Source organism: Rugamonas brunnea (assembly GCF_014042345.1).
Lineage (GTDB): Bacteria > Pseudomonadota > Gammaproteobacteria > Burkholderiales > Burkholderiaceae_D > Rugamonas > Rugamonas brunnea.
This window is the reverse complement of sequence record NZ_JACEZT010000006.1, coordinates 39,748-58,963: the sequence shown is the minus strand read 5'-3', so window position 1 is coordinate 58,963 and position 19,216 is coordinate 39,748. Positions and strand designations below refer to the sequence as shown.

Annotated in this window: 13 protein-coding genes; 4 read left to right on the top strand and 9 right to left on the bottom strand. The window is 67.6% G+C overall.

Annotated elements, in window-relative coordinates; all coding sequences use genetic code 11:
* The first annotated feature begins 212 nt into the window (after window positions 1-212).
* From H3H37_RS10815 to H3H37_RS10805, 3 genes are read left to right on the top strand one after another with little or no spacing between them, the layout of a single operon-like run.
* Complete coding sequence (locus tag H3H37_RS10815) at window positions 213-2,243, top strand: TonB-dependent receptor plug domain-containing protein (protein ID WP_182162254.1); 2,031 nt, start codon at window positions 213-215, stop codon at window positions 2,241-2,243.
* Between the two features lie 4 nt (window positions 2,244-2,247).
* A complete protein-coding gene (locus H3H37_RS10810) occupies window positions 2,248-2,826 on the top strand; it encodes a YfiR family protein (RefSeq protein WP_182162252.1) in 579 nt (192 codons plus the stop codon).
* Window positions 2,823-4,715, top strand: a complete 1,893-nt coding sequence (locus H3H37_RS10805; protein WP_229218773.1) for a putative bifunctional diguanylate cyclase/phosphodiesterase — start codon at window positions 2,823-2,825, stop codon at window positions 4,713-4,715. The genes H3H37_RS10810 and H3H37_RS10805 overlap by 4 nt, the downstream gene beginning before the upstream one ends.
* A gap of 71 nt (window positions 4,716-4,786) precedes the next feature.
* On the opposite strand, the gene H3H37_RS10800 is transcribed toward H3H37_RS10805, so the two are convergent.
* The 9 genes from H3H37_RS10800 to H3H37_RS10760 form a co-directional block, all read right to left on the bottom strand.
* Window positions 4,787-6,454 carry a peptide chain release factor 3 gene (locus H3H37_RS10800; protein ID WP_182162250.1) on the bottom strand — a complete coding sequence of 556 codons (1,668 nt, stop codon included), beginning with the start codon at window positions 6,452-6,454 and terminating at the stop codon, window positions 4,787-4,789.
* 133 nt (window positions 6,455-6,587) lie between these two features.
* Window positions 6,588-11,198: a PilC/PilY family type IV pilus protein gene (locus tag H3H37_RS10795; RefSeq protein ID WP_182162248.1), complete on the bottom strand. Its 4,611-nt coding sequence runs from the start codon at window positions 11,196-11,198 to the stop codon at window positions 6,588-6,590.
* 26 nt (window positions 11,199-11,224) lie between these two features.
* Complete coding sequence (locus tag H3H37_RS10790) at window positions 11,225-11,827, bottom strand: pilus assembly PilX family protein (protein WP_229218772.1); 603 nt, start codon at window positions 11,825-11,827, stop codon at window positions 11,225-11,227.
* Window positions 11,827-13,014 carry a PilW family protein gene (locus tag H3H37_RS10785; protein WP_182162244.1) on the bottom strand — a complete coding sequence of 396 codons (1,188 nt, stop codon included), beginning with the start codon at window positions 13,012-13,014 and terminating at the stop codon, window positions 11,827-11,829. Before H3H37_RS10785 ends, H3H37_RS10790 begins: the two co-directional genes overlap by 1 nt.
* A 1-nt stretch (window position 13,015) precedes the next feature.
* Window positions 13,016-13,438: a type IV pilus modification protein PilV gene (gene pilV / locus H3H37_RS10780; protein ID WP_182162242.1), complete on the bottom strand. Its 423-nt coding sequence runs from the start codon at window positions 13,436-13,438 to the stop codon at window positions 13,016-13,018.
* Window positions 13,435-14,055, bottom strand: coding sequence for a pilus assembly FimT family protein (locus H3H37_RS10775; protein ID WP_182162240.1), 621 nt, complete (start codon window positions 14,053-14,055; stop codon window positions 13,435-13,437). Before H3H37_RS10775 ends, pilV begins: the two co-directional genes overlap by 4 nt.
* Entirely contained in the window at window positions 14,043-14,468 is a 426-nt protein-coding gene (locus H3H37_RS10770) for a type IV pilin protein (protein WP_182162238.1), read from the bottom strand. The genes H3H37_RS10775 and H3H37_RS10770 overlap by 13 nt, the downstream gene beginning before the upstream one ends.
* Window positions 14,469-14,669: 201 nt before the next feature.
* Window positions 14,670-16,040 carry a sensor histidine kinase gene (locus H3H37_RS10765; RefSeq protein ID WP_182162236.1) on the bottom strand — a complete coding sequence of 457 codons (1,371 nt, stop codon included), beginning with the start codon at window positions 16,038-16,040 and terminating at the stop codon, window positions 14,670-14,672.
* Window positions 16,033-16,713 carry a response regulator transcription factor gene (locus tag H3H37_RS10760; protein WP_182162234.1) on the bottom strand — a complete coding sequence of 227 codons (681 nt, stop codon included), beginning with the start codon at window positions 16,711-16,713 and terminating at the stop codon, window positions 16,033-16,035. The genes H3H37_RS10765 and H3H37_RS10760 overlap by 8 nt, the downstream gene beginning before the upstream one ends.
* Before the next feature lie 207 nt (window positions 16,714-16,920).
* On the opposite strand from H3H37_RS10760, the gene H3H37_RS10755 reads away from it, so the two are divergent.
* Window positions 16,921-19,011 carry a methyl-accepting chemotaxis protein gene (locus tag H3H37_RS10755; protein ID WP_182162232.1) on the top strand — a complete coding sequence of 697 codons (2,091 nt, stop codon included), beginning with the start codon at window positions 16,921-16,923 and terminating at the stop codon, window positions 19,009-19,011.
* Window positions 19,012-19,216 lie beyond the last annotated feature (205 nt).

Below are 19,216 nucleotides of genomic sequence, written 5' to 3'. Positions count from 1 at the left end.
ACCCATGCCGGGGGCACCGGAGCAGCCATCGCAGGGACCACCTCGCCGGTCACGTCTTTGTTGTAACAACGCTAAATTATGTTGCACCGCTCCCAACGCCGGACTGTACTTTCTCACTGGGAACTGTCACCATAACGGGGAGAATTCGTTGACTATCAGTCGCACCACGTTGAAGGTTCCGGCCTGCCTGTTTCCTTCCCTGGAACCCATGCATGACTAAAACATTCCGGCCCCCGCGGGCCGCTTCGATCCGGGCTGGCCATGCGGCCGCCCCGCTGTTGCTGTTCCTGTTGCTGGGCGCTCGGGCCCCGGCCGCCAGCGCCCTCGCGCCCGACGACAGCCAGGACCTGACCACGCTGCCGCTGGAGCAGTTGCTGGCGCTCGACGTGTACAGCGCCTCGCGCTACAGCCAGCAGACCAGCGAGGCGCCGTCCAACGTGAGCGTGATCAGCGCCGCCGACATCCGCGCCTACGGCTGGCGCACCCTGGCCGACGTGCTGCGCAGCCTGCGCGGCCTGTACGTGAGCTACGACCGCAACTACAGCTACCTTGGCGCGCGCGGCTTCCTGCGCCCGGGCGACTACAACACCCGCTTCCTGGTCCAGATCGACGGCAACCGCATCAACGACGCCGTCTACGACCAGGCCCCGCTGGGCGCAGAATTCCCGCTCGACCTGGAACTGGTGGAGCGGATCGAATACGCGTCCGGCCCCGGCTCCTCGGTGTATGGCGCCAACGCCTTCTTCGGCGTGATCAATGTGATCACGCGCCGGCCACAGGAGCTGGAAGGCGTGGACGCCACGGTGGACGGCGCCCAGGCCGGCACCCGGCGCGGCATGGGTAGCTACAGCTGGCGCGACGGTCATGGCAACGAACTGCTGCTGGCGGCCAGCCGCTACAAGAGCGACGGCCGCGACCAGTATTACGCCGAGTACGACACGCCGCAACAGAACAACGGCGTGGCCCAGGGCCTCGATTATGAAACCTCCCAGCGCCTGTACGCCAAGGCCATCAGCGGGCCGTTCACGCTGTCGCTGCTGCACGGCGACCGCCCCAAAGGCGTGCCCACCGCCTCCTTCAGCCAGTCGTTCAACGACCCGCGTTCACGCACCATCGACACCCAGAATTACGCCAGCCTCGATTACCGCGACACGGTGGCGCCGTCCACGGAACTGAACGCGCGCCTGTACTGGGGCAGCTACGATTCGCTGGGCGATTACATCGACGATAACGCCGATCGCACCCTCAACCGCGATTTGAGCAATGGCCGCTGGTGGGGCGCCGAGGCGCGCCTGTTGTCGACCGCCGTGGCCGGCCACAAGCTGATGGTGGGCGCGGAATACCAGCACGATTACCGGCTGCGGCTCCTCAATTTCGACCTGGCGCCCTACCAGTTGTACCTGAACGAGAACCACGCGGGCCAGCGCTACGGCCTGTTCGTGGCCGATGAGCTGCGACTGGCCGCGCCGCTGCTGCTCAACGCCGGCCTGCGCTACGACCACCACACCAGCACGGGCGGCGTGCTCAATCCGCGCGTCGCCCTGATCGGCCAGCTGGCGCCGGACACCACGCTCAAGGCCATCTACGGCAGCGCCTACCGCACGCCCAACATCTACGAGCGCTACTACGCCTTCATCGGCGACGGCGGCCAACTGGCCAACCCGGCGCTGGCGCGCGAACGCATCCGCAGCACGGAACTGGTGCTGACCCACCAGTGGCAAGCCAGCCGCCGCCTGACCGTGAGCGTGTTCCACAATGAGGTGTCGGGCCTGATTTCGCAAGTGACCGACGCGGCCAGCGGCCTGCCCATCTTCCTCAACACCGGTTCGCCGTCGGCGCACGGGCTGGAAGCCGAATATGAGCATAGCTGGAGTCCCGAGGCGCGGCTGCGCGCCAGCTACAGCTGGCAACGGGTGCAGCGCGATGGTGTCGACACCGTCAATTCGCCGGTTCAACTGGCCAAGCTCAATCTCACGCTGCCGCTGCACGGACCATGGCGCGCCGGCCTGGAAGCCCAGTACGTGGGCCCGCGCGACACCGTGCGCGGTGCGCGCACGGGCGGCTTCCTGCTGGCCAACCTGAACCTGTTCAGCGTCCGCCTGACCCGCCACACGGACCTCGCCATCACCGTCCACAACCTGGGCGACCGGCGCTACGCCGACCCGGTGGCCGACTCGCTGGCCATGGACACCGTGACCCAGGATGGCCGGCGGCTGGGCGCCCGCCTCACCGTCGACTACTGACGCCATGAGCCAGCGCGCCGCCACGTTCCCCCAGACACCCCGCGCCAGCCGCACGCTGTCGCGGCGCTGGCTGCGCGGACTGCTGCTGGCGGCCTGCTGCGGCTGCACCTTCGGCCCGGCCTCGGCACAGGTGACGGAATACGCCGTCAAGGCGGCCTTCGTGTTCAACTTCGCCGTATTCACGGAATGGCCGGCCGAAGCGCTGCCGGGCGGCGCGCCGCTGCAGTTGTGCGCCTATCCGGGCAATGCCATGCAGGGCGCGCTGGCCGCGCTGGGCGACAAGCAGGTCAACGGCCACCGGGTGCAGTTGCGCCAGCCCGGCAGCGGCGCCGCGGCGCGCGCCTGCAACATCCTGTTCCTCGATGGCCAGGACCGCGAACGGTGGAACAGCCTGCGTCCGGAACTGGCCGGGGCCAGCGTGCTGACCGTGGCCGACGACCGCGTGATCGGGGCCGGCGGCGCCGTGCTGGCACTGGCCATGGACCACGCGCGCGTGGTGTTCGACGCCGACCTGGCGGCCGCCCGCCAGGCCCGCCTGACCATCAGCTCCAAGCTGCTGCGCCTGGCCAGGAGCGTGCAATGAAGACGCGCGCCAAGATCACCTCGCGCGCGCTGGGCCGGCGCGTGGCGCACCTGAACATGCTGGCCGCCGGCGCCGCGCTGGCGCTGGCCGGTATCCTGCTGATCGTGGTGCAGTTCATCGCCTTGCGCGGCGCGCTGGTGGACGACCTGCAGGTGCAGGCCCGCATCGTGGGCAGCAACAGCAGCGCCGCCCTGCTGTTCCAGGACCGCAGCGCCGGCGCCGAAACGCTGGCCGGACTGGCCGCCTCGCCCAACGTGCAAAGCGCCGCCATCTACGGCCCGGCCGGCGCGCTGCTGGCCAGCTATCAGCGCCTGCCCGCCAACACCGTGCCGGCCTCCGGCTTGCCGCTGCCGGCGCCGCACCATGAATTCAACGCGCGCCACGTGGAAGTGACGGAACCGGTGGAGGCCAACGGCGCGCGCATCGGCACGGTGCTGATCCGCGCCTCGATGGCGCCGCTGTACCGGCGCCTGGCCAGCTTCACCGGCTTCACGCTGGTGGTGGCGGCCGGCTCCTACGCGCTGGCCTGGCTGCTGGTGGCGCGCATGCGGCGCGCCGTGCAGCGGGCCGAAGACCACCTGCACTACCTGGCCCACGTCGACCCCATCACCGCCCTGCCCAACCGCAACGCCTTCAACGACAAGCTGGCCACGGCGTTGGAACACGCGGACCGGCAGGAGACCAGCGTGGTGCTGCTGCTGCTCGACCTGGACAACTTCAAGGTGGTCAACGACACGCTGGGCCACAACAGCGGCGATGCGCTGCTGCAGATGGTGGCGCGGCGCCTGACCGACACCTTGCGCACCACGGACGTGATCTGCCGCATCGGCGGCGACGAGTTTGTCGTCATCGTCGAGCCGCACGAGGACGAAACGGAACCGGACGCCGTGGCGCGCAAGATCCTGCACGCACTGGCCACCCCGTTCCAGCTCGAACATCACCTGCTGTACGTCAGCGCCAGCATCGGCGTGAACGTCTACCCGCAGTACGCGCGCGACGAGCAGGCGCTCATGCGCGGCGCCGACACGGCCATGTACTACGCCAAGAACAGCGGCAAGAACGATTACGAGACGTTCAAGCCGGAGATGGAACAGCTGGCCCGCAAGCGGCTCAAGCTGGAGGCCAACCTGCGCCGCGCGCTGGAACGCAATGAACTGAGCCTGCACTACCAGCCGCAGATCGACGTGCGCAGCGGCCGCATGACGGGCCTGGAAGTGCTCACGCGCTGGACCTGCCCGGAACTGGGCCCGGTCAGCCCGGCCGAATTCATCCCCGTGGCGGAGGAAAGCGGCGTGATCGTGCCGCTGGGGCGCTGGGTGCTGCAGACTGCCTGCCGCCAGGCCGCCGCCTGGTACCGGGCCGGCCTGCTCGACGAGATCAGCCACGTGGCCGTCAACCTGTCGGCCTGCCAGACCCGCGACAACGACCTGATGGCCGACGTGCACGCCATCCTGGGCGAGACGGGGCTGCCGCCGGCGCTGCTGGAACTGGAGATCACCGAAGGGGTGCTGATGGAGAACGTGCACGCCAACCTGGCGCTGATGCAGCAGATCCAGATGGCCGGCATCCATCTGTCGATCGACGATTTCGGCACCGGCTATTCATCGATGGCCTACCTGAAGCGCTTCCCCATCGACCAGCTCAAGATCGACCGCAGCTTCGTCAACGACGTGCCCGGCGACGGCGCGGCCATCGCCACGGCCATCATCGCCATGGCGCACAGCCTGAACTTGAAAGTGGTGGCCGAAGGGGTGGAGACGGAGCAGCAGGTGCGCTTCCTGCGCGAGGCCGGCTGCGACGTCATGCAAGGCTATTACTTCGCCAAGCCGATGGCGCCGGAGGTGCTGGAACGGCTGTTGTCCGAACGGCGCCAGTTCCTGGCCGCCTGAGCGACATGCGGGGCAAAAAAAATCGGGGACGCACCCCGATTTTTTTTTGCCGCCGTATTTGCGCCGCCGGGTCAGGCCAGCTTGGCCGAGTGCTCGCGCGTGGCGTGGAACTTCAGCTTGGGCCAGCGCTCTTCCGTCAGGCGCAGGTTGACCGACGACGTGGCCAGGTAGGCCATGTTGCCAGCCGCGTCGTAGGCCACGTTGTGGCCGAGCGCCGCTTCGAAGTCGGCCAGCGCCTTCTTGTCGTCGCTCGACACCCAGCGCGCGCTGCTGATGCTGGTGCCTTCGAACACGGCGTCGACGCCATATTCGTTCATCAAGCGGCTGGCCACCACTTCGAACTGCAGCACGCCGACCGCGCCCAGCACCAGTTCACCGCCCTGCACCGGCTTGAACACCTGCACCGCGCCCTCCTCGCCCAGCTGCTGCAAGCCCTTGTGCAGCTGCTTGATCTTGAGCGGGTTGCGGATGCGTACCGAACGGAAGAAGTCCGGCGCGAAGTACGGGATGCCGGTGAAGGTCAGCATCTCGCCTTCCGAGAAGCTGTCGCCGATCTGCATGTTGCCGTGGTTGGGCAGGCCGATGATGTCGCCGGCATAGGCCTCCTCCACCTGCTCGCGCGACGATGCCATGAAGGTGACCACGGACGAGACCTTGATCTCGCGCCCCAGCCGCAGATGCTTGACCTTCATGCCGCGCTCGAAGCGTCCCGAGCACACGCGCAGGAAGGCGATGCGGTCGCGGTGGGCCGGGTCCATATTGGCCTGGATCTTGAACACGAAGCCGGTGAACGGCTGTTCGACCGGGTCCACCTCGCGCACCGTGGCGTCGCGCGGACGCGGTGCGGGCGCCCAATCCACCAGCGCCGACAGGATCTCGCGCACGCCGAAGTTGTTGATGGCCGAACCGAAGAACACCGGCGTCTGCACGCCCGACAGGAATTCCTCCAGGTCGAACGGGTGCGAGGCGCCGTGCACCAGCTCCACTTCCATGCGCAACTGGTCCATCTCCAGCGGGAACATCTCCTGCAGGCGCGGATTGTCGATGCCCTTGATGATCTCGAACGCGCCGTCGGCCTTTTCCTCGCCGGCCTTGAACAGCATGATCTCGTCCTTGAGCAGGTGGTACACGCCGCGGAAGTTCTTGCCCATGCCGATCGGCCAGGTCACGGGCGCGCACTGGATCTTGAGCACCGATTCCAGCTCGTCCAGCAGTTCCAGCGGATCGCGCGTCTCGCGGTCCATCTTATTCATGAAGGTGACGATCGGCGTGTTGCGCATGCGGCACACGTCGAGCAGCTTGATGGTCTGCGCTTCCACACCCTTGGCCGCGTCGATCACCATCAGCGCCGAGTCCACGGCCGTCAGTACGCGGTAGGTGTCTTCCGAGAAGTCCTGGTGGCCGGGGGTGTCGAGCAGGTTGATGACGTGGTCGCGGAATTCGAACTGCATCACCGAGGAGGCCACGGAAATGCCGCGCTGCTTCTCGATCTCCATCCAGTCCGAGGTGGCGTGGCGGCCGCTCTTGCGGGCCTTGACGGTGCCGGCCATCTGGATCGCACCCGAGAACAGCAGCAGCTTTTCGGTCAGCGTGGTCTTGCCGGCGTCGGGGTGGGAGATGATGCCGAAGGTGCGGCGACGCTGCACTTCGCGCGCGATCAGGGCCGGGGTTTTGGCGCTGGTTGAGGGAGTTGCGTCGTCGATCTGGTCAGGTGTTGTGTTTTCGGTATCGTTTGCCATATTGGTGACCATGATATGGCCCCGCAAAAAACCCACGATTTTACCGGCAGTCGGCCCGTTCGTGTGAATTGTTTGCGGGCGCGGGCCGGCCTGCACCGCCCCGCCCGCCCCTTATCTGCCTCCCAGCTGCCCCTCACTCGCCCTTCACCCGGCGCCAGCCCACCCGGTGCGCCTCGGCCGACTTCAATTCCTGCAGCGAGGTGGTCTTGGTTTCGCCGGTGGCCATGGTGGAGATCATCTTCAGCCCACCAGCCGGCAGGCGGATGATGATGAAGCCCACCGCCGCCGAAGTGTTCGACAACGTGGCGCCGGCCGGACTACCGGGAATGGCGTTGCCGGTGCAGACGTCGACCTGGTAGGCATTGCTGGAGCCGCCCACCTGGCACGAGGACGAGGACGACGGGATGTTGGTCACCACGTTGGCCACCCCGCTGACGATCTGCGGGTCCAGGTTCATGCGCTCGCCGGGATTCAGGTTCCAGTCGAAGAACCAGCCATCCTTCTGGGTCAGGTCGACCGGGTTGCTGGTGATGGCGTAGGTGTGGGTGTTGCTGCTCGACCCGGCCACGCTCAGGGTCTGCTGCACCATGGTGGCGCCGCGGATGTTGGTGACGGTGCTACCGCTGTCCTTGAGCAGGTACAGGCTCTGGGTGTCCGTATCGCTGATATCGGGCAGGTCCAGCAGGCGCCCCGTGCCATACAGCACCACGCGCTGGGCACTGGTGGTCGTGGTGGTCACGCCGCCCGTGGTGGTGGTGTTCTGCACCTCGCACAGGGTCACGTCGGGCCGGGTGGTGATGGGCTGGGTGGTGCCGGCGTCGCCCATCTTCAGCACCGTCACGGCGCCGCTCGGGCTGGTCAGGTCGAAGCGCCACATCTGGCCCTGGTTGTCGCCACCGTAGATGTAGGTGGTATTGGGGTCGATATTGGGATCGGTGCTGATCGAGGTGATCTTGGCCAGGCCCGACGGCGTGGTGGTGTCGCCCGAACCGGTGGAGATCTTCTTCAGGATGGCCCCGGTCTTGACGTCGACGATGAACAGATAGCCGAGGCCACTGCCGCCGGCCACGCCATCGACGCCAGGCACATTGTTGTAGCCGGAAGTGAGGAACACCACCCACTTGCCACCCCATACCCCAAATTGCGGGTTGCCGAAGGACAGGCCGATATCGGGATCGCTGTGGGCGCACACGGTCGAATCGGCGCACAGTTCCCACAGCGCTTGCGGGTTGGCCGGATCGGTCACGTCGAGCGCATAGTAGCCGCGCCCGCCCCCGTTCAGGCCCGCCACCAGCACCGAGGCCCAGTTGGTGCCCAGCTTGACGTCGGCCAGCTCGGGCGAGCCGTCCGTGCTGAACTGGTGGTTGGTGCCGTAGGTGGTGCTGGCCAGCGCGTACAGCTTGTGCTGGGTGATGCGCGGCACATAGGCCCACACCTCGTTGCCGCTGGCCGCATCGAACGCGTGCAGCATGCCGTCGTTGGCGGCCGTGAACACGGTGCCGGGACGGCCCGCATGGTCCTGCTTGAACTGGGCGTAGGTGGAGTCCGGATAGTTCTTGCGCGGGTCGCGCAGGTAGGCCGGCTTGGACGAGGCGATGTCGCCCAGCACGATGGGCACGGGGCCGGTGGCGCCGGCCGGCGTGTTGGTGGTCATCGTGTAGGCCCGGAAGTGGGTATTGTCGGCGTACTGCTGGCGCCCGCGCAGCCAGCCGATCAGGTTGTCGCCGGCGTTGACGATGGCCTTGTCGGCGGCCGACAGCAGCGTGCACTGCGACAGGGCCGCGCACTTGTTGTCGAACCAGGCCGTCTGGGTGCCCGACATATTGCTGTAGTAGAAGTCCGTGAGGGCCGTGTTGGACTGGTCCAGCATCAGGATGCGGCGCGTGTCCGTGCTGGCGGCCACCTTCTGGCCCACCGTGTCGGAGCTGATCCAGCTGTAGGCGGAGCCCACGTCGCCGGTGGTGGGATCGATCTTCTTGTCCGACAGTTCGCCATACCATTTCACGGTGGTGAAGGTGTCGGAGAAGATGTCGTTGTCCTGCAGCGAGATGTTGGGCGTGGAGGTGGCCGCGGCGGCCGCCGCGCCGAGGCGGATCTGCATGTTGGCCAGCGCCGCGCTCAGGCCCTGCACCACTTCCTTGGGCTGGGACGCGCTGAAGTACTTGCCGTGGCCATTGATGGCCGCGTGCCACAGGTCGTCCACCCGCTCCTGCACGGTGCTGGCGGTGTTGGTCACGTCCGGGTCGGGCCACACGTAGGCGCCGCCGCCGTTCCACTGGCAGCCCGACGACACGCGCGTGATCAGGTTGTAGAAGTCGCCGCCGGCCTTGGGCGCCGTATCGTAGTTTGGCTCGTAGGTCATCACGCCATCCACGCCCAGGCCCAGCGTGTAGGTGTTCATGTGCAGGTGGGTGTTCTCGCCGGGGCCGGCCGGCACCGAGCCGGGCTTGCTCATGTCCGGCTCCAGCGGCGGGCGCAGCGACACGGTGCTGGTGTCCGACCCGCCGTTATACCAGTGCAGCGACACGTCCGAGATCGAGGGCTGCGACTGGGCGCGCGCGTCCACGCAGCCGCGCGCGTAGGTGCAGAAGCGGCTCGCGTTCTCGACGTTGTCGTTGTTGACGACGTTGTTGGTGGAACTGCCGTTCCAGTAGCCGTCCGTGGTCAGGATCATGAAATTCTGCTGGCACGGGTACTGCACCACTTCCGAACCGGCCGCATAGTTGTACGGGCTGAGGTTGGCGAACATGCGGCCCACATTGTCCATCGCCGTGCGGATCGGGGTCGAGCCGGAGGTGGTGGTGTTGTACAGCGTGGTGTACCAGGTGGCGCGCGACGAACCCGTGAAGTCGGCCGGCACCATGTCGATGGCCGCGCCGGCGCCCGCGTTGGACAGCTTGACGTAGCCGACCTTGTAGTTGGAGGTAATGGCGGAAAACGCGATGCCGACCGAGGTCTTCATCATCTGCAAACGGGTCTTGTAATACACGTACCAGTTGGCGAAGTTGGTCATCTCCTCGTTGTAGGTGCAGACGCCGGGCGAGGCCACGCAATCAACCCGGTCGGTGCCCTTGGGATAGGTCTGGCCCAGCACCAGGTTGACGCGCGTGAAGGTGCTGGGCGCGCCCGAGCCGGTCGACAAGGCGGCCGTGGTGGTGGGGATGGCATCGGGCGCGCTGGTGGCGGCCGTGCCGGTGAAGGTCACGTTGCTCAGGCCCGAGGCCGAGGGCGTGGCGCCGTTGGTGGTGGCCGAGGTGTCGAGCAGGCACAAGGTGCTGGGCGAGGCCGCCGCGCAGATCGACGTGATGGCGTTGCCGCCCGGGTAGGCGCGGTAGGTGCCGGTCGCGCCGATGGCCGTCGCCAGCGTGGACACGATGGTGGTAGCCGGGGCGCTGCGGCCGATGGCCACGTTGCTGATCACGGTGGCCGTACCCAGCTTGACGCTGGAGACGGTGGGGCTGCCGCTGTTGGCCGTGGTCCCCGATACGGCCAGCAGGGCCGTGGGCGGCACGCCCGTAGTGGCCGGGGTCGGCGTGACGGACGGCGCGGTGACGGTGATGCCCCAGCCGGCGCGCGAATTGTCGGTGATCGTCACGCAGTTGCTCAGCGACTTGCTGCCGCTGCAGATGACGGGCACCACGGCCACCACGTTGTCGGCCGTCAGGTTGATGCCGAAGGCGCTGGAACAAGTGGGCACGGACGGCTGGCCGCTGTTGGCTGTTTTGACGCAGGCATAGTACTGGTTGGTCAGGCCGGTCCTGGCGATGATGCTGGCCGCCAGCGCGGCGGCCATGTTCTGCTGCTTGATGGCGGTGTTGGTGCCGGTGCTGGCCGTGACGGTGCCGCTGGTGATGGTGCGCGCCGTGGTGGGGTCGGGGATGGTCACCGACGAGATGGTGAGCGAGGACGAGGAGGCCGAGGCGCCGATGGCGATGGTGCCGTAGGCGGCCACGGCGCCGCTGCCCGTCGAATAGCTGGGATAAATGTAGCTGCCCACGCGCTTGGCCTGGCAATTGGTGAGCAAGGTGTTGTTACACCAGCGCACCTTGGCCGGGATCGGATAGCCGGCCGGCGCGGCCGCCCCCGCCGAAGTCGACACGCAACTGGTCATGGTGGCGTCGGAGCAGTACTGGGCCACGCCGATGGTGTAGTAGTACGGCCCGGTGCTGATGGCGACGGGGCTGGTGAAGGTGCTGTCCGGGTAGGTGTAGGTGGCCGTGTTGGTGTGGCACGAGCTGCTGTTGCTGGGGTCGCACCACTTCAGGTCGGGAAAACCGCTGACCAGGTTGATGGCCGTCGAGCTGTTGCCGTACAAGTCGGTCTTGTGGGCATTGAAGCCGTCGCCACTGACCACGGTCCAGCTGCTGGTGTTGGCCGAGGTCTGTTCCGGGTAATAACTGCCGTCGGAGCGGATCGGCGGCTGGTAGCGGATGGCCGGGTTGTAGTACTGCTTGTTGAAGTCCGGGCTCATGAACGGCGGATGGCCGACGTTGCAGGCCGTCACGCCCTGCGCCAGCGTGGAGCGCGAGCGGCACAGGTTGTCGTTCACGTAGTCGGGCGTGTAGGACTGGTCCATCGAGCCCGAATTATCGAACAGCAGCATCAGATTGGGTTTGACCGTCCCCGTGCCGGTGATGTTAAGCAAAGGCACCTGGGCGATCTGGGTCTGGCCGGCCCATGCCATGAGCGGCGCCAGCAGGCAGGCGCCCAGCGTGGCGCGGATGAGATTGGGCAGGGAGTTCATGAGCGTTCCTATCTGAAAAAGCAGCCTTACGGCCCCATCATCACAACGGCCTGGGTCACCACATTGCCGCCGCGCGGGCCGGCAATGCGGGCCGTGACCACATAGTGCAGTTGCGGCTGTCCCTGGTAGCTGGGCGCGTTCGAGGCCAGGCTGGAGCCCACCGGCGTGGGCGCGGCGACGGCCGACTTGGCCGCGCTGAGCATGCAGTTGTTCTTGGGCGGCCCCACGTCGTTGTACGCACCGGCAAAGTCGCACATGCGGTGGATCACGTATTCGACCTGGTTGCCGGCCGTGTCGGCGATGGTGACGGAGCCGGCCCAGAACGCCGGCGAACTGACGGTCCAGGCCCCGTTCAGGGTGGCCACATAACCTTGGGCTGGCACGTCGGCCGTCAGCACGGCCTTGCTGGGCAAGCCCTTGAGCCAGGCGAAGGCCGTGTGCACGCCCAGGTCGGCCGCCTTGCTGAGCGAGGAATCATAGGCCAGGTTGGCCGTCGTGAGCGTGGTCGAGGTGCTCGACTTGAGCAGGTAGATGCTGCCGATCAGCATCACGGTCAGCATGATCAGCATGACCGGCAAGGCGACGCCGGCCTGGCGGCACGCGCGCGGCATCGTGTGTGGCAATGACATCAGGGCCTCCATTCCGCGTTACGCAGCGATACGATGGTTTCGAACACCCGGTAGCGGTAGCACTTCCAGTCGATGGGGTCGCCGGCGACGGCCACGTTGACGGTGACGGGCACCGCCGTCACCCCGGCCGGGGCGGCGCTGGTGAACACCTGCGGCTGGGCCGTGGTGGCCGAGCAGCGGCCGTGGCTGTCCGGCTTCTCCGCGCTCTTGCTGCGCGCCACCACGGCCAGGCGCACGGCCGCGATGCGCTGGAAGTCGCCGGCGCCGCCCGTGTCGGCGTCACCGTCGGCGTTGATCATGGTGCTGCTCCACTGCCCGACCTGGATGCCATCCTTGTCCGGCGCCGGATCGTAGCTTGGCAGCACGCGCGTGTCGAAGCCGTACTGGGCCTTGATGGACACCACGTTGTCGATCACCGACACCGGCTGCTGCGAGGCGCCGGCCAGGTCGGTGGCGCGTAGCAGCAGGATGCCGTTGTTGACCGACCAGCTGTGGAAGGCCAGCCGGCTGCCCGGTCCCAGGTTGTAGATGCGGGCCTGGCTGGGCTGGAAAGTGGCGCCCAGCCCGGCCGCCGTGTTGAAGCGGTAGGCGCCGCCCGGCGAGAAATCGATCGTGTCATCGTTCGGCGCGGGCAGGATGGACGCCACCTGCGCCAGCGCGCAGCGGTCGGCGCCGGCCGGTTCCGGCGCCACCAGCAGCACGTCGCCCGGATTGAAGTTGTACGGCGGGCGCGAGGTGGTGCGGATGCTGCTGCCGCCCGTGTACTGCTGGGTGTTCTTGACGGAACCGACGGCCGCCGGCGAGCTGCCCGTGTAGAAGCTGATGCGATCGGGATTGGCGCCGCCATCCTCGATGATCACGGCCGACATCGGCGTGATGTCGACGCCGTTGCGCGGCGCCGGCGCCAGCGTGTAGCCATTGGCGTCGGTGAACACCGTGTCGCAGCCGGCCACCAGCGGATCGTTCAGGCCCCAGCCGGCCTGGGCCGCGTCGTTCTGCATCGAGAACAGGGCCAGCATGCCGTTCTGCATGGCGTCGGAGCCGCCCAGCGAGGCGTTGCGGTTGACCTCGGCGTTGGTGATCAGGCGCGTGGCGAACAGCAGCGCCAGCATGCCGACCACCACGCTGACCATCAGTTCAACCAGCGAAAAGCCGCCGCGCCGGCGCGGGAAAAGAGCAGTCGTCATGTCAGAAACCGATGTAGGAGGTAACGCGGTGCACGTTTTCATCGCCGCCATTCTTGCGCGTCCAGCGGATGGCGATGTCGACCTGGTAGCGCCGGTCCTGGCCCGCCACGGCCACCGTGATGATGGCGCCCGGAATATAGCGCTGGGTTTCCTCCACCCATGGCGCCAGCGCCGTGCTGGGCGCGGCCGAACCGTCGAACACGTAATTGCCGGCAGCCACGTTGACCAGGTCGGCGTTCATCACGCCCAGCAGTTTTTCCGTGGCCATGGTGGCCTCGGCCCGCATGCTGGCGTCGGACAGGGCCGAATAGGCGCGCGCCTGCAAGCCTATGGTGCCCAGCAAGCCTATGCCCAGCAGCAGCACGGCCAGCATCACTTCCAGCAGGGCCACGCCGCCCTGGCGGCGCAACGCAATCGTGTTCATGGTGGGCACCCCCGGGAATCGCCGTCGGCCACGGTCGGATCGCACTTGCTGGCCATGCCGGCCAGCGTGACGGCCACCGCCACCGTGGGCACCGCCTTCACGTAACGCGGACCGGGATCGAGCCGCAGGCGCGTCAGGTTGAGCGCATAGCTGGTGTCGACCCAGCCCAGCGCCGTGTAATAGATTTTTGAAGCGCCCTCGGGCGCATAGGTCGGCGTCAGCACCTCGGTCGATGGCAGGCTGTCGGCCGCGCGGAACACGGACTTGAAGCCGTTGGCCCCTTCGGGATCGTTGTCGGCCGGGGTGGTGACAGTGGACCAGCCGCCCGCGCCGTCATTGCACGGCAGGCCAGGCTGGGGAAAACAGATATCGACCTGCCAGTCCATCTGGCCGCTGGTGGCGTTGGTGGTCAGCACGATGCGGCTGGCCGCGTTGTGGCCCACGGCCTGGCGGCGCGCCATGCTGAAGCCTTCCTGGTAGAACTCGCTGGCCGCGCGCGCCTTGCTGCTGAGCACCCAGGTGCTCATGGCCGGGATGCCGACCGCCAGCATCACGGCGAACACCGTGAGCGTGATCAGCACCTCGATCAGCGTGAAGCCCTTGTTCAGTTGGAACATGTGCCGCCCTTGTGGTCGACCCAGCACGTGGTGCTGGTGCCCCAGCCGGCGGGGCTGGCGTCCGTGGTGCGGGTGCCGTTCTGGTCTATCGTGTAGACGAAGCCGGCCACCTTGCCAATGCCGGTGGCCGTCACCTTGTAGGCCGAGGCCGATGCGCCGCTCAGCGCGTAGGTGAAGTTGGCGGTGCCGGCCGGGAAGTTGACGGCCGTGTCAAAACCCACATAGGTGCGGTTGTTGGACCAGAACTGCTCGGCCGCCGGCTGCGCCGTGCCCAGCGCCGAGAACGCCTCCGTCAGGCGGCCGCGGATCACGTAATCGTTGTAGGCCGGCATGGCGACGGCCATCAAAATACCAACGATCACCACCGTGACGAGGACTTCGACCAGGGTAAAACCGTGCTGGATACGCTTCATGTGCCATGCTCCCAAGATTGATGCGGGCCGGCACCGCGCCGGCAAACCATCTGCTTGCGAGTATGGTAGCGCCCCCAGCTTGCATTTCCCTGAGGAAATGCTGACAAATCACTGACAAATGGCAAGCGCTTGCTTTTTTATGCATGCGCCAGTGGTCCCGGCAGGGTTCCAATGGCGGCCGCCGCAGCGGTGCTGCGCCACTCAGGCGGGAAAACGCACCTCGAAACGGGCGCCACGGCCATCGGCGCCGGCGTCGAGCGTGATGGTGGCGCCGTGGGCCTGCGCGATGTCGCGCACGATGGCCAGGCCCAGGCCGCTGCCATGGGTCTTGTCGTCCAGGCGCACATAGCGGCTGAACACCTGGTCGCGCTTGGCCGGCGGGATGCCGGGGCCGGAATCCTCCACCGCCAGCATGCCGCCGCCGGCGACCGGGTGGCAGCTGACGGTGACCGTGCCATGCGCGGGCGTGTAGCGGATGGCGTTGTCGATCAGGTTGTCGATCAGGTCGCGCAGCAGGAAGCGGTCGCCCTGCACCAGGGTCGGCGCCAGGTCGAAGCCCAGGTCGATGTGCTTGAGGGCGGCCTGCTCGACGAAATGCTGGACCGCCTCCTCCACCAGGCTGGCCAGCGCCACCGGCTCCAGCCGGGTCTTCTCGAAGTGGCTCGGTTCGGCGCGCGCCAGCGCCAGCAACTGGTTGGTCTGCCGTATCATGCGCTCGGTGGACGACAGCATCAGCCGCACCGACTGGGCCGTGTCCGGCTCGGCATGGCGCTGGGCCAGCCATTCGAGCTGGGTCTTGAGGCCGGCCAGCGGGGTGCGCAACTGGTGCGCCACATTGGCCAGGAAATCATGCTGGGCCCGCGCGCCATCGCTGACCCGGTCCAGCAAGCCATTGAAGGCCAGCACCACCGGCCCCAGTTCGAACGGCACCCGCTCGGCGCGGATCGGCGACAGGTCGTCGCCAGCGCGCGCGTTCAGGTCGGCGCGCATGCGGTTCAGCGGCGCCAGGCCATTGGTGACGGAAAACCAGATCAGGCCCACCGAGGCCAGCGTGAAGGCCGCCTCCAGCAACAGCAGCACGCGCACGATGGCGGCGCGCACCTGGCCGCGCTTGCGCAGCGTCTTGGCGACCGTGATAACGGGGCCGTCCGGCGCCGGCCGCAGCGCCACTGCCCGCACGGCTTCGCCGCGCATCACCGTGTCGTAGGCCGGCGACACGCCCTGGACCGCGCCGCTCACGTGGGCGGCCGGCGGCGCCGGCACGTCGGCGTCGCCGGCCAGCAGTGCGCCGGCGCTGGCGCCAGCGCCGGCGCGCACGGCGAAGAACACGGCATCGGTCTGGTCGTTGCGCAGCACCTGCTCGGCCTGGCGCGGCAAGTCGATCCGCCAGCGCCCGCCGTCATCGCGCGCCAGGCGCGCGCCGAGCGCGCCGGCCGCATCCGACAGCGACTGGTCGAACGCGGCCTGGGCCGGCATCCACGCCAGCAGATAGGTGAGCGCGCCGCCGGCCAGGTTGAGCAGCAGGATGGGCCCGATCAGCCAGCGCAGCAGGCGCAGGCGGATGCTAGGCATGGTCGGGCGCGACCGCTTCCAGCATGTAGCCAAAGCCGCGGATGGTGCGGATGCTGATGCCGGCGTCGGCGATCTTCAGGCGCAGGCGCGAGATGTAGACTTCCACCGCGTTCAGCGTCAGGTCGTCGCCCCACGGCAGGATGGCGTCGATGATCTGCTGCTTGGACACCACGCGCGAACCATGTTGCAACAGGTATTCAAGGACGGCCCATTCGCGCACCGACAACTCGATCACACGTTCGCCGATGCGGGCGCGCTTGGCCGTGGTGTCGAGCGTCAGGTCGCCCAGCGCCAGCACGGTGGGCTTGGGCGCGTTGCGGCGCGCCAGGGCACGCACCCGCGCCACCAGCTCGGCCGTGGCGAACGGCTTGACCAGGTAATCGTCGGCACCCAGCTCCAGGCCCTGCACCCGGTCCTCGATGGCATCGCGCGCCGTCAGCAGCAGCACCGGGATGGTGCCGCCGCGCAGGCGCAGCCGGCGCACCACTTCAAAACCGTCGATGCCGGGCAGGCCGATGTCGAGCACCACCACGTCGGCCGCGCCGGGCCGCTGCAACAATTGGTCGGCCTGGTCGCCGTGGCGCACCACGTCCACCGCCATGCCGTGCCCGGCCAGCGCGCGCGCCAGCCCGTCGGCCAGCACGGCATCGTCTTCCACTACCAGTACGTGCATGCTCTCGATCGCAGTGAGGGAAATCCAAGGAAAAAGGGGCGCACGCCGGGGACGGCCTGCGCCTGTTGCTCGCATTATGCGGCATTTGTTGCACAGGCCCCAAGCAAAACCACATGACGCGGCGGCGCATGAGGGAAATTCATCATGCTGTCATATTTGCCGTGCATTATTGCATTGAAGAAACACCAATTCAATTATGGAAAATACATGACTGCCCTTCTCCAGCCTGCCATCGCCCTGATGCAGCGCCTGCGCCTGCTGCCCAAATTCACCCTGATCTGCCTCGTGTTCCTGTTGCCGCTGCTGCTGGTGACGGCCATGCTGATGCAGGAACTGCACAAATCGATCGCCCGCACGGAACAGGAACAGCGCGGTGTGGCCTACATCGTGCAATTGCAGGAAATCACCCGGCTGACCCAGCAATTGCGGGCCCAGGAGCACCTGCGCCACGCCAGCCCGGCCAACGCGGCGCCGGCGCCCCAGCGCAACGCCATCACCGAGCGCATGCGCCAGCTCGACACCTTCCAGGCCGACGCCGGCAGCGTCGCCGCCCTGCCCGAGTGGCAGGCGCTGAAGAAACGCTGGGACGAGCTGCTGCAGCGCCAGGCCACGCTGGACGCCAAGGACAGCTTCGCCCTGCACAGCGCGCTGGTGGCCGACATGGCCCACCTGACCACGCTGGTGGCCGACCGCGCCAACCTGAGCCTGGACCCGGAAGTGCAGACCTATTACCTAATCGCCTCCTTCCTCAAGACCTTCCCCGACATCGCGGAAGGCTTGTCGGTGATCGCCGGCCGCGGCGCCGCCTTCATCGACACCGGTCTGCTTGAAGGCAACGAGGATCAGTTGCTCAACGCCACGGCCATGATCGCCCACCACGACCTGGAGCGGGTGCCGGCCCAGTTCGACGCCGTATTCCGCAACAATCCCCAGCTCAAGCCCGTGCTGCAGCCGCAACTGGGCGCCGTGCCGGCCGCGCTGGCCTTCCTCGAACGCGCCAAAAACGAGGTGACCAACTCCTACAACCAGACCTCGGGCAAAGAATTCAACGCCGCCGGCAACCAGGCCATCGACGGCCTGTACGGCTTCTCGTCGGCCTCGGCCAAGGTGCTGGACCAGCTGCTGGCCGAGCGCATCGCGCGCGACCGCCTGCGCCGCAACCTGATGCTGGGTGCCGTGCTGGCCGTGGCCGCGCTGGCCGCCTGGCTGTTCGCCGGTTTCTACATCTCGTTCTCGCGCGACATCGTCCACCTGCGCGGCGCCGTGCAAAGCGCGGCGGCCGGCGACCTGACTGAACGCATCAGCTCGCGCGGCCACGATGAGATCGGCGGCCTGGTCAACGCCTTTGGCGGCATGACGGGCGCGCTGGCCACGCTGGTGGCGGAAATCCGCAGCGGCGCCGGCGCCATCGCCGGCGCCACCGACGCCCTGGCCGCCGGCAACGCCAGCTTGTCGCACCACACCAGCAGCCAGAGCGAAGCGCTGGCCGACACCGTGGCGTCGATGCGCCAGCTGACCGGCACCGTGCAGCGCGGCGCGGCCCACGCCCAGCGCGGCCACGAGCTGATCGTGTCGGCCTCGGAACTGGCCCAGCGCGGCGGCCACACCGTGGGCGCCGTGGTCGACACCATGGCCTCCATCCGCGGCAGCTCGAACCGCATCGTCGACATCATCGGCGTCATCAACGGCATCGCTTTCCAGACCAACATCCTAGCCCTGAACGCGGCCGTGGAAGCGGCCCGCGCCGGTGAACAGGGACGCGGCTTCGCCGTGGTGGCCGGCGAGGTGCGCAACCTGGCCCAGCGCTCGGCGGCCGCCGCGCTGGAAATCAAGCAACTGATCGGCGACTCCGTGGCCCAGGTGGAAGCGGGCAGCGAACTGGTGGCCGTGGCCGGCAGCACCATGGACGAGGTGGTGCAAGCCGTGCGCGAGGCGGCCGCCGTGATCGAGCAGATCAGCGCCGCCGAGGCCGGCCAGAGCGCCGACATCGCCCAAGTGGGCGCGGCGCTGGCCCGCATCGACCAGATGACGGGCCAGAATGCGGCCCTGGTGCGCCAGGCGAGTGACGGTTCGGATCGCCTGCACGCGGAGACGGCCCAGCTGGCCCAGGCCGTCAGCCGCTTCCGGCTGGACCGCGGCGACGACGCCCCCGCCATCGGTCATCCGGCCTCGGGCGCGGCCAGCACGACCGCCACGGCCGGCGCGTTGCCGGCCGTGGCGCCGGCGGGCGCCTGGTCGGCCAACAAACCACGGCTGGCGCCCCGCAAAACGATGCAACAAAAACAACGACAAGCATAACAACCGGGACAGCAGCAGGCGCAACCACGGCCGCCGCGCCTGCGCGGCCATGGCAGGGCCGGGTCTGGCTCTACAGTAGGAATAGGCTGACAAAGCTGCATGTTGCTAGCCTACATGGGGGCGACTAGTCCTCTTATGTTCGCTATCTAACTTAACGCTTAAAGTGACTGCACTACGCAAGGCTCCTCATGCCGGGCCTTGCCTG

Coding starts and splice junctions, on each gene's coding strand:
- H3H37_RS10815 (WP_182162254.1), top strand. CDS start 213: ATGACTAAAACATTCCGGCCCCCGCGGGCCGCTTCGATCCGGGCTGGC.
- H3H37_RS10810 (WP_182162252.1), top strand. CDS start 2,248: ATGAGCCAGCGCGCCGCCACGTTCCCCCAGACACCCCGCGCCAGCCGC.
- H3H37_RS10805 (WP_229218773.1), top strand. CDS start 2,823: ATGAAGACGCGCGCCAAGATCACCTCGCGCGCGCTGGGCCGGCGCGTG.
- H3H37_RS10800 (WP_182162250.1), bottom strand. CDS start 6,454: ATGGCAAACGATACCGAAAACACAACACCTGACCAGATCGACGACGCA.
- H3H37_RS10795 (WP_182162248.1), bottom strand. CDS start 11,198: ATGAACTCCCTGCCCAATCTCATCCGCGCCACGCTGGGCGCCTGCCTG.
- H3H37_RS10790 (WP_229218772.1), bottom strand. CDS start 11,827: ATGTCATTGCCACACACGATGCCGCGCGCGTGCCGCCAGGCCGGCGTC.
- H3H37_RS10785 (WP_182162244.1), bottom strand. CDS start 13,014: ATGACGACTGCTCTTTTCCCGCGCCGGCGCGGCGGCTTTTCGCTGGTT.
- pilV (WP_182162242.1), bottom strand. CDS start 13,438: ATGAACACGATTGCGTTGCGCCGCCAGGGCGGCGTGGCCCTGCTGGAA.
- H3H37_RS10775 (WP_182162240.1), bottom strand. CDS start 14,055: ATGTTCCAACTGAACAAGGGCTTCACGCTGATCGAGGTGCTGATCACG.
- H3H37_RS10770 (WP_182162238.1), bottom strand. CDS start 14,468: ATGAAGCGTATCCAGCACGGTTTTACCCTGGTCGAAGTCCTCGTCACG.
- H3H37_RS10765 (WP_182162236.1), bottom strand. CDS start 16,040: ATGCCTAGCATCCGCCTGCGCCTGCTGCGCTGGCTGATCGGGCCCATC.
- H3H37_RS10760 (WP_182162234.1), bottom strand. CDS start 16,713: ATGCACGTACTGGTAGTGGAAGACGATGCCGTGCTGGCCGACGGGCTG.
- H3H37_RS10755 (WP_182162232.1), top strand. CDS start 16,921: ATGACTGCCCTTCTCCAGCCTGCCATCGCCCTGATGCAGCGCCTGCGC.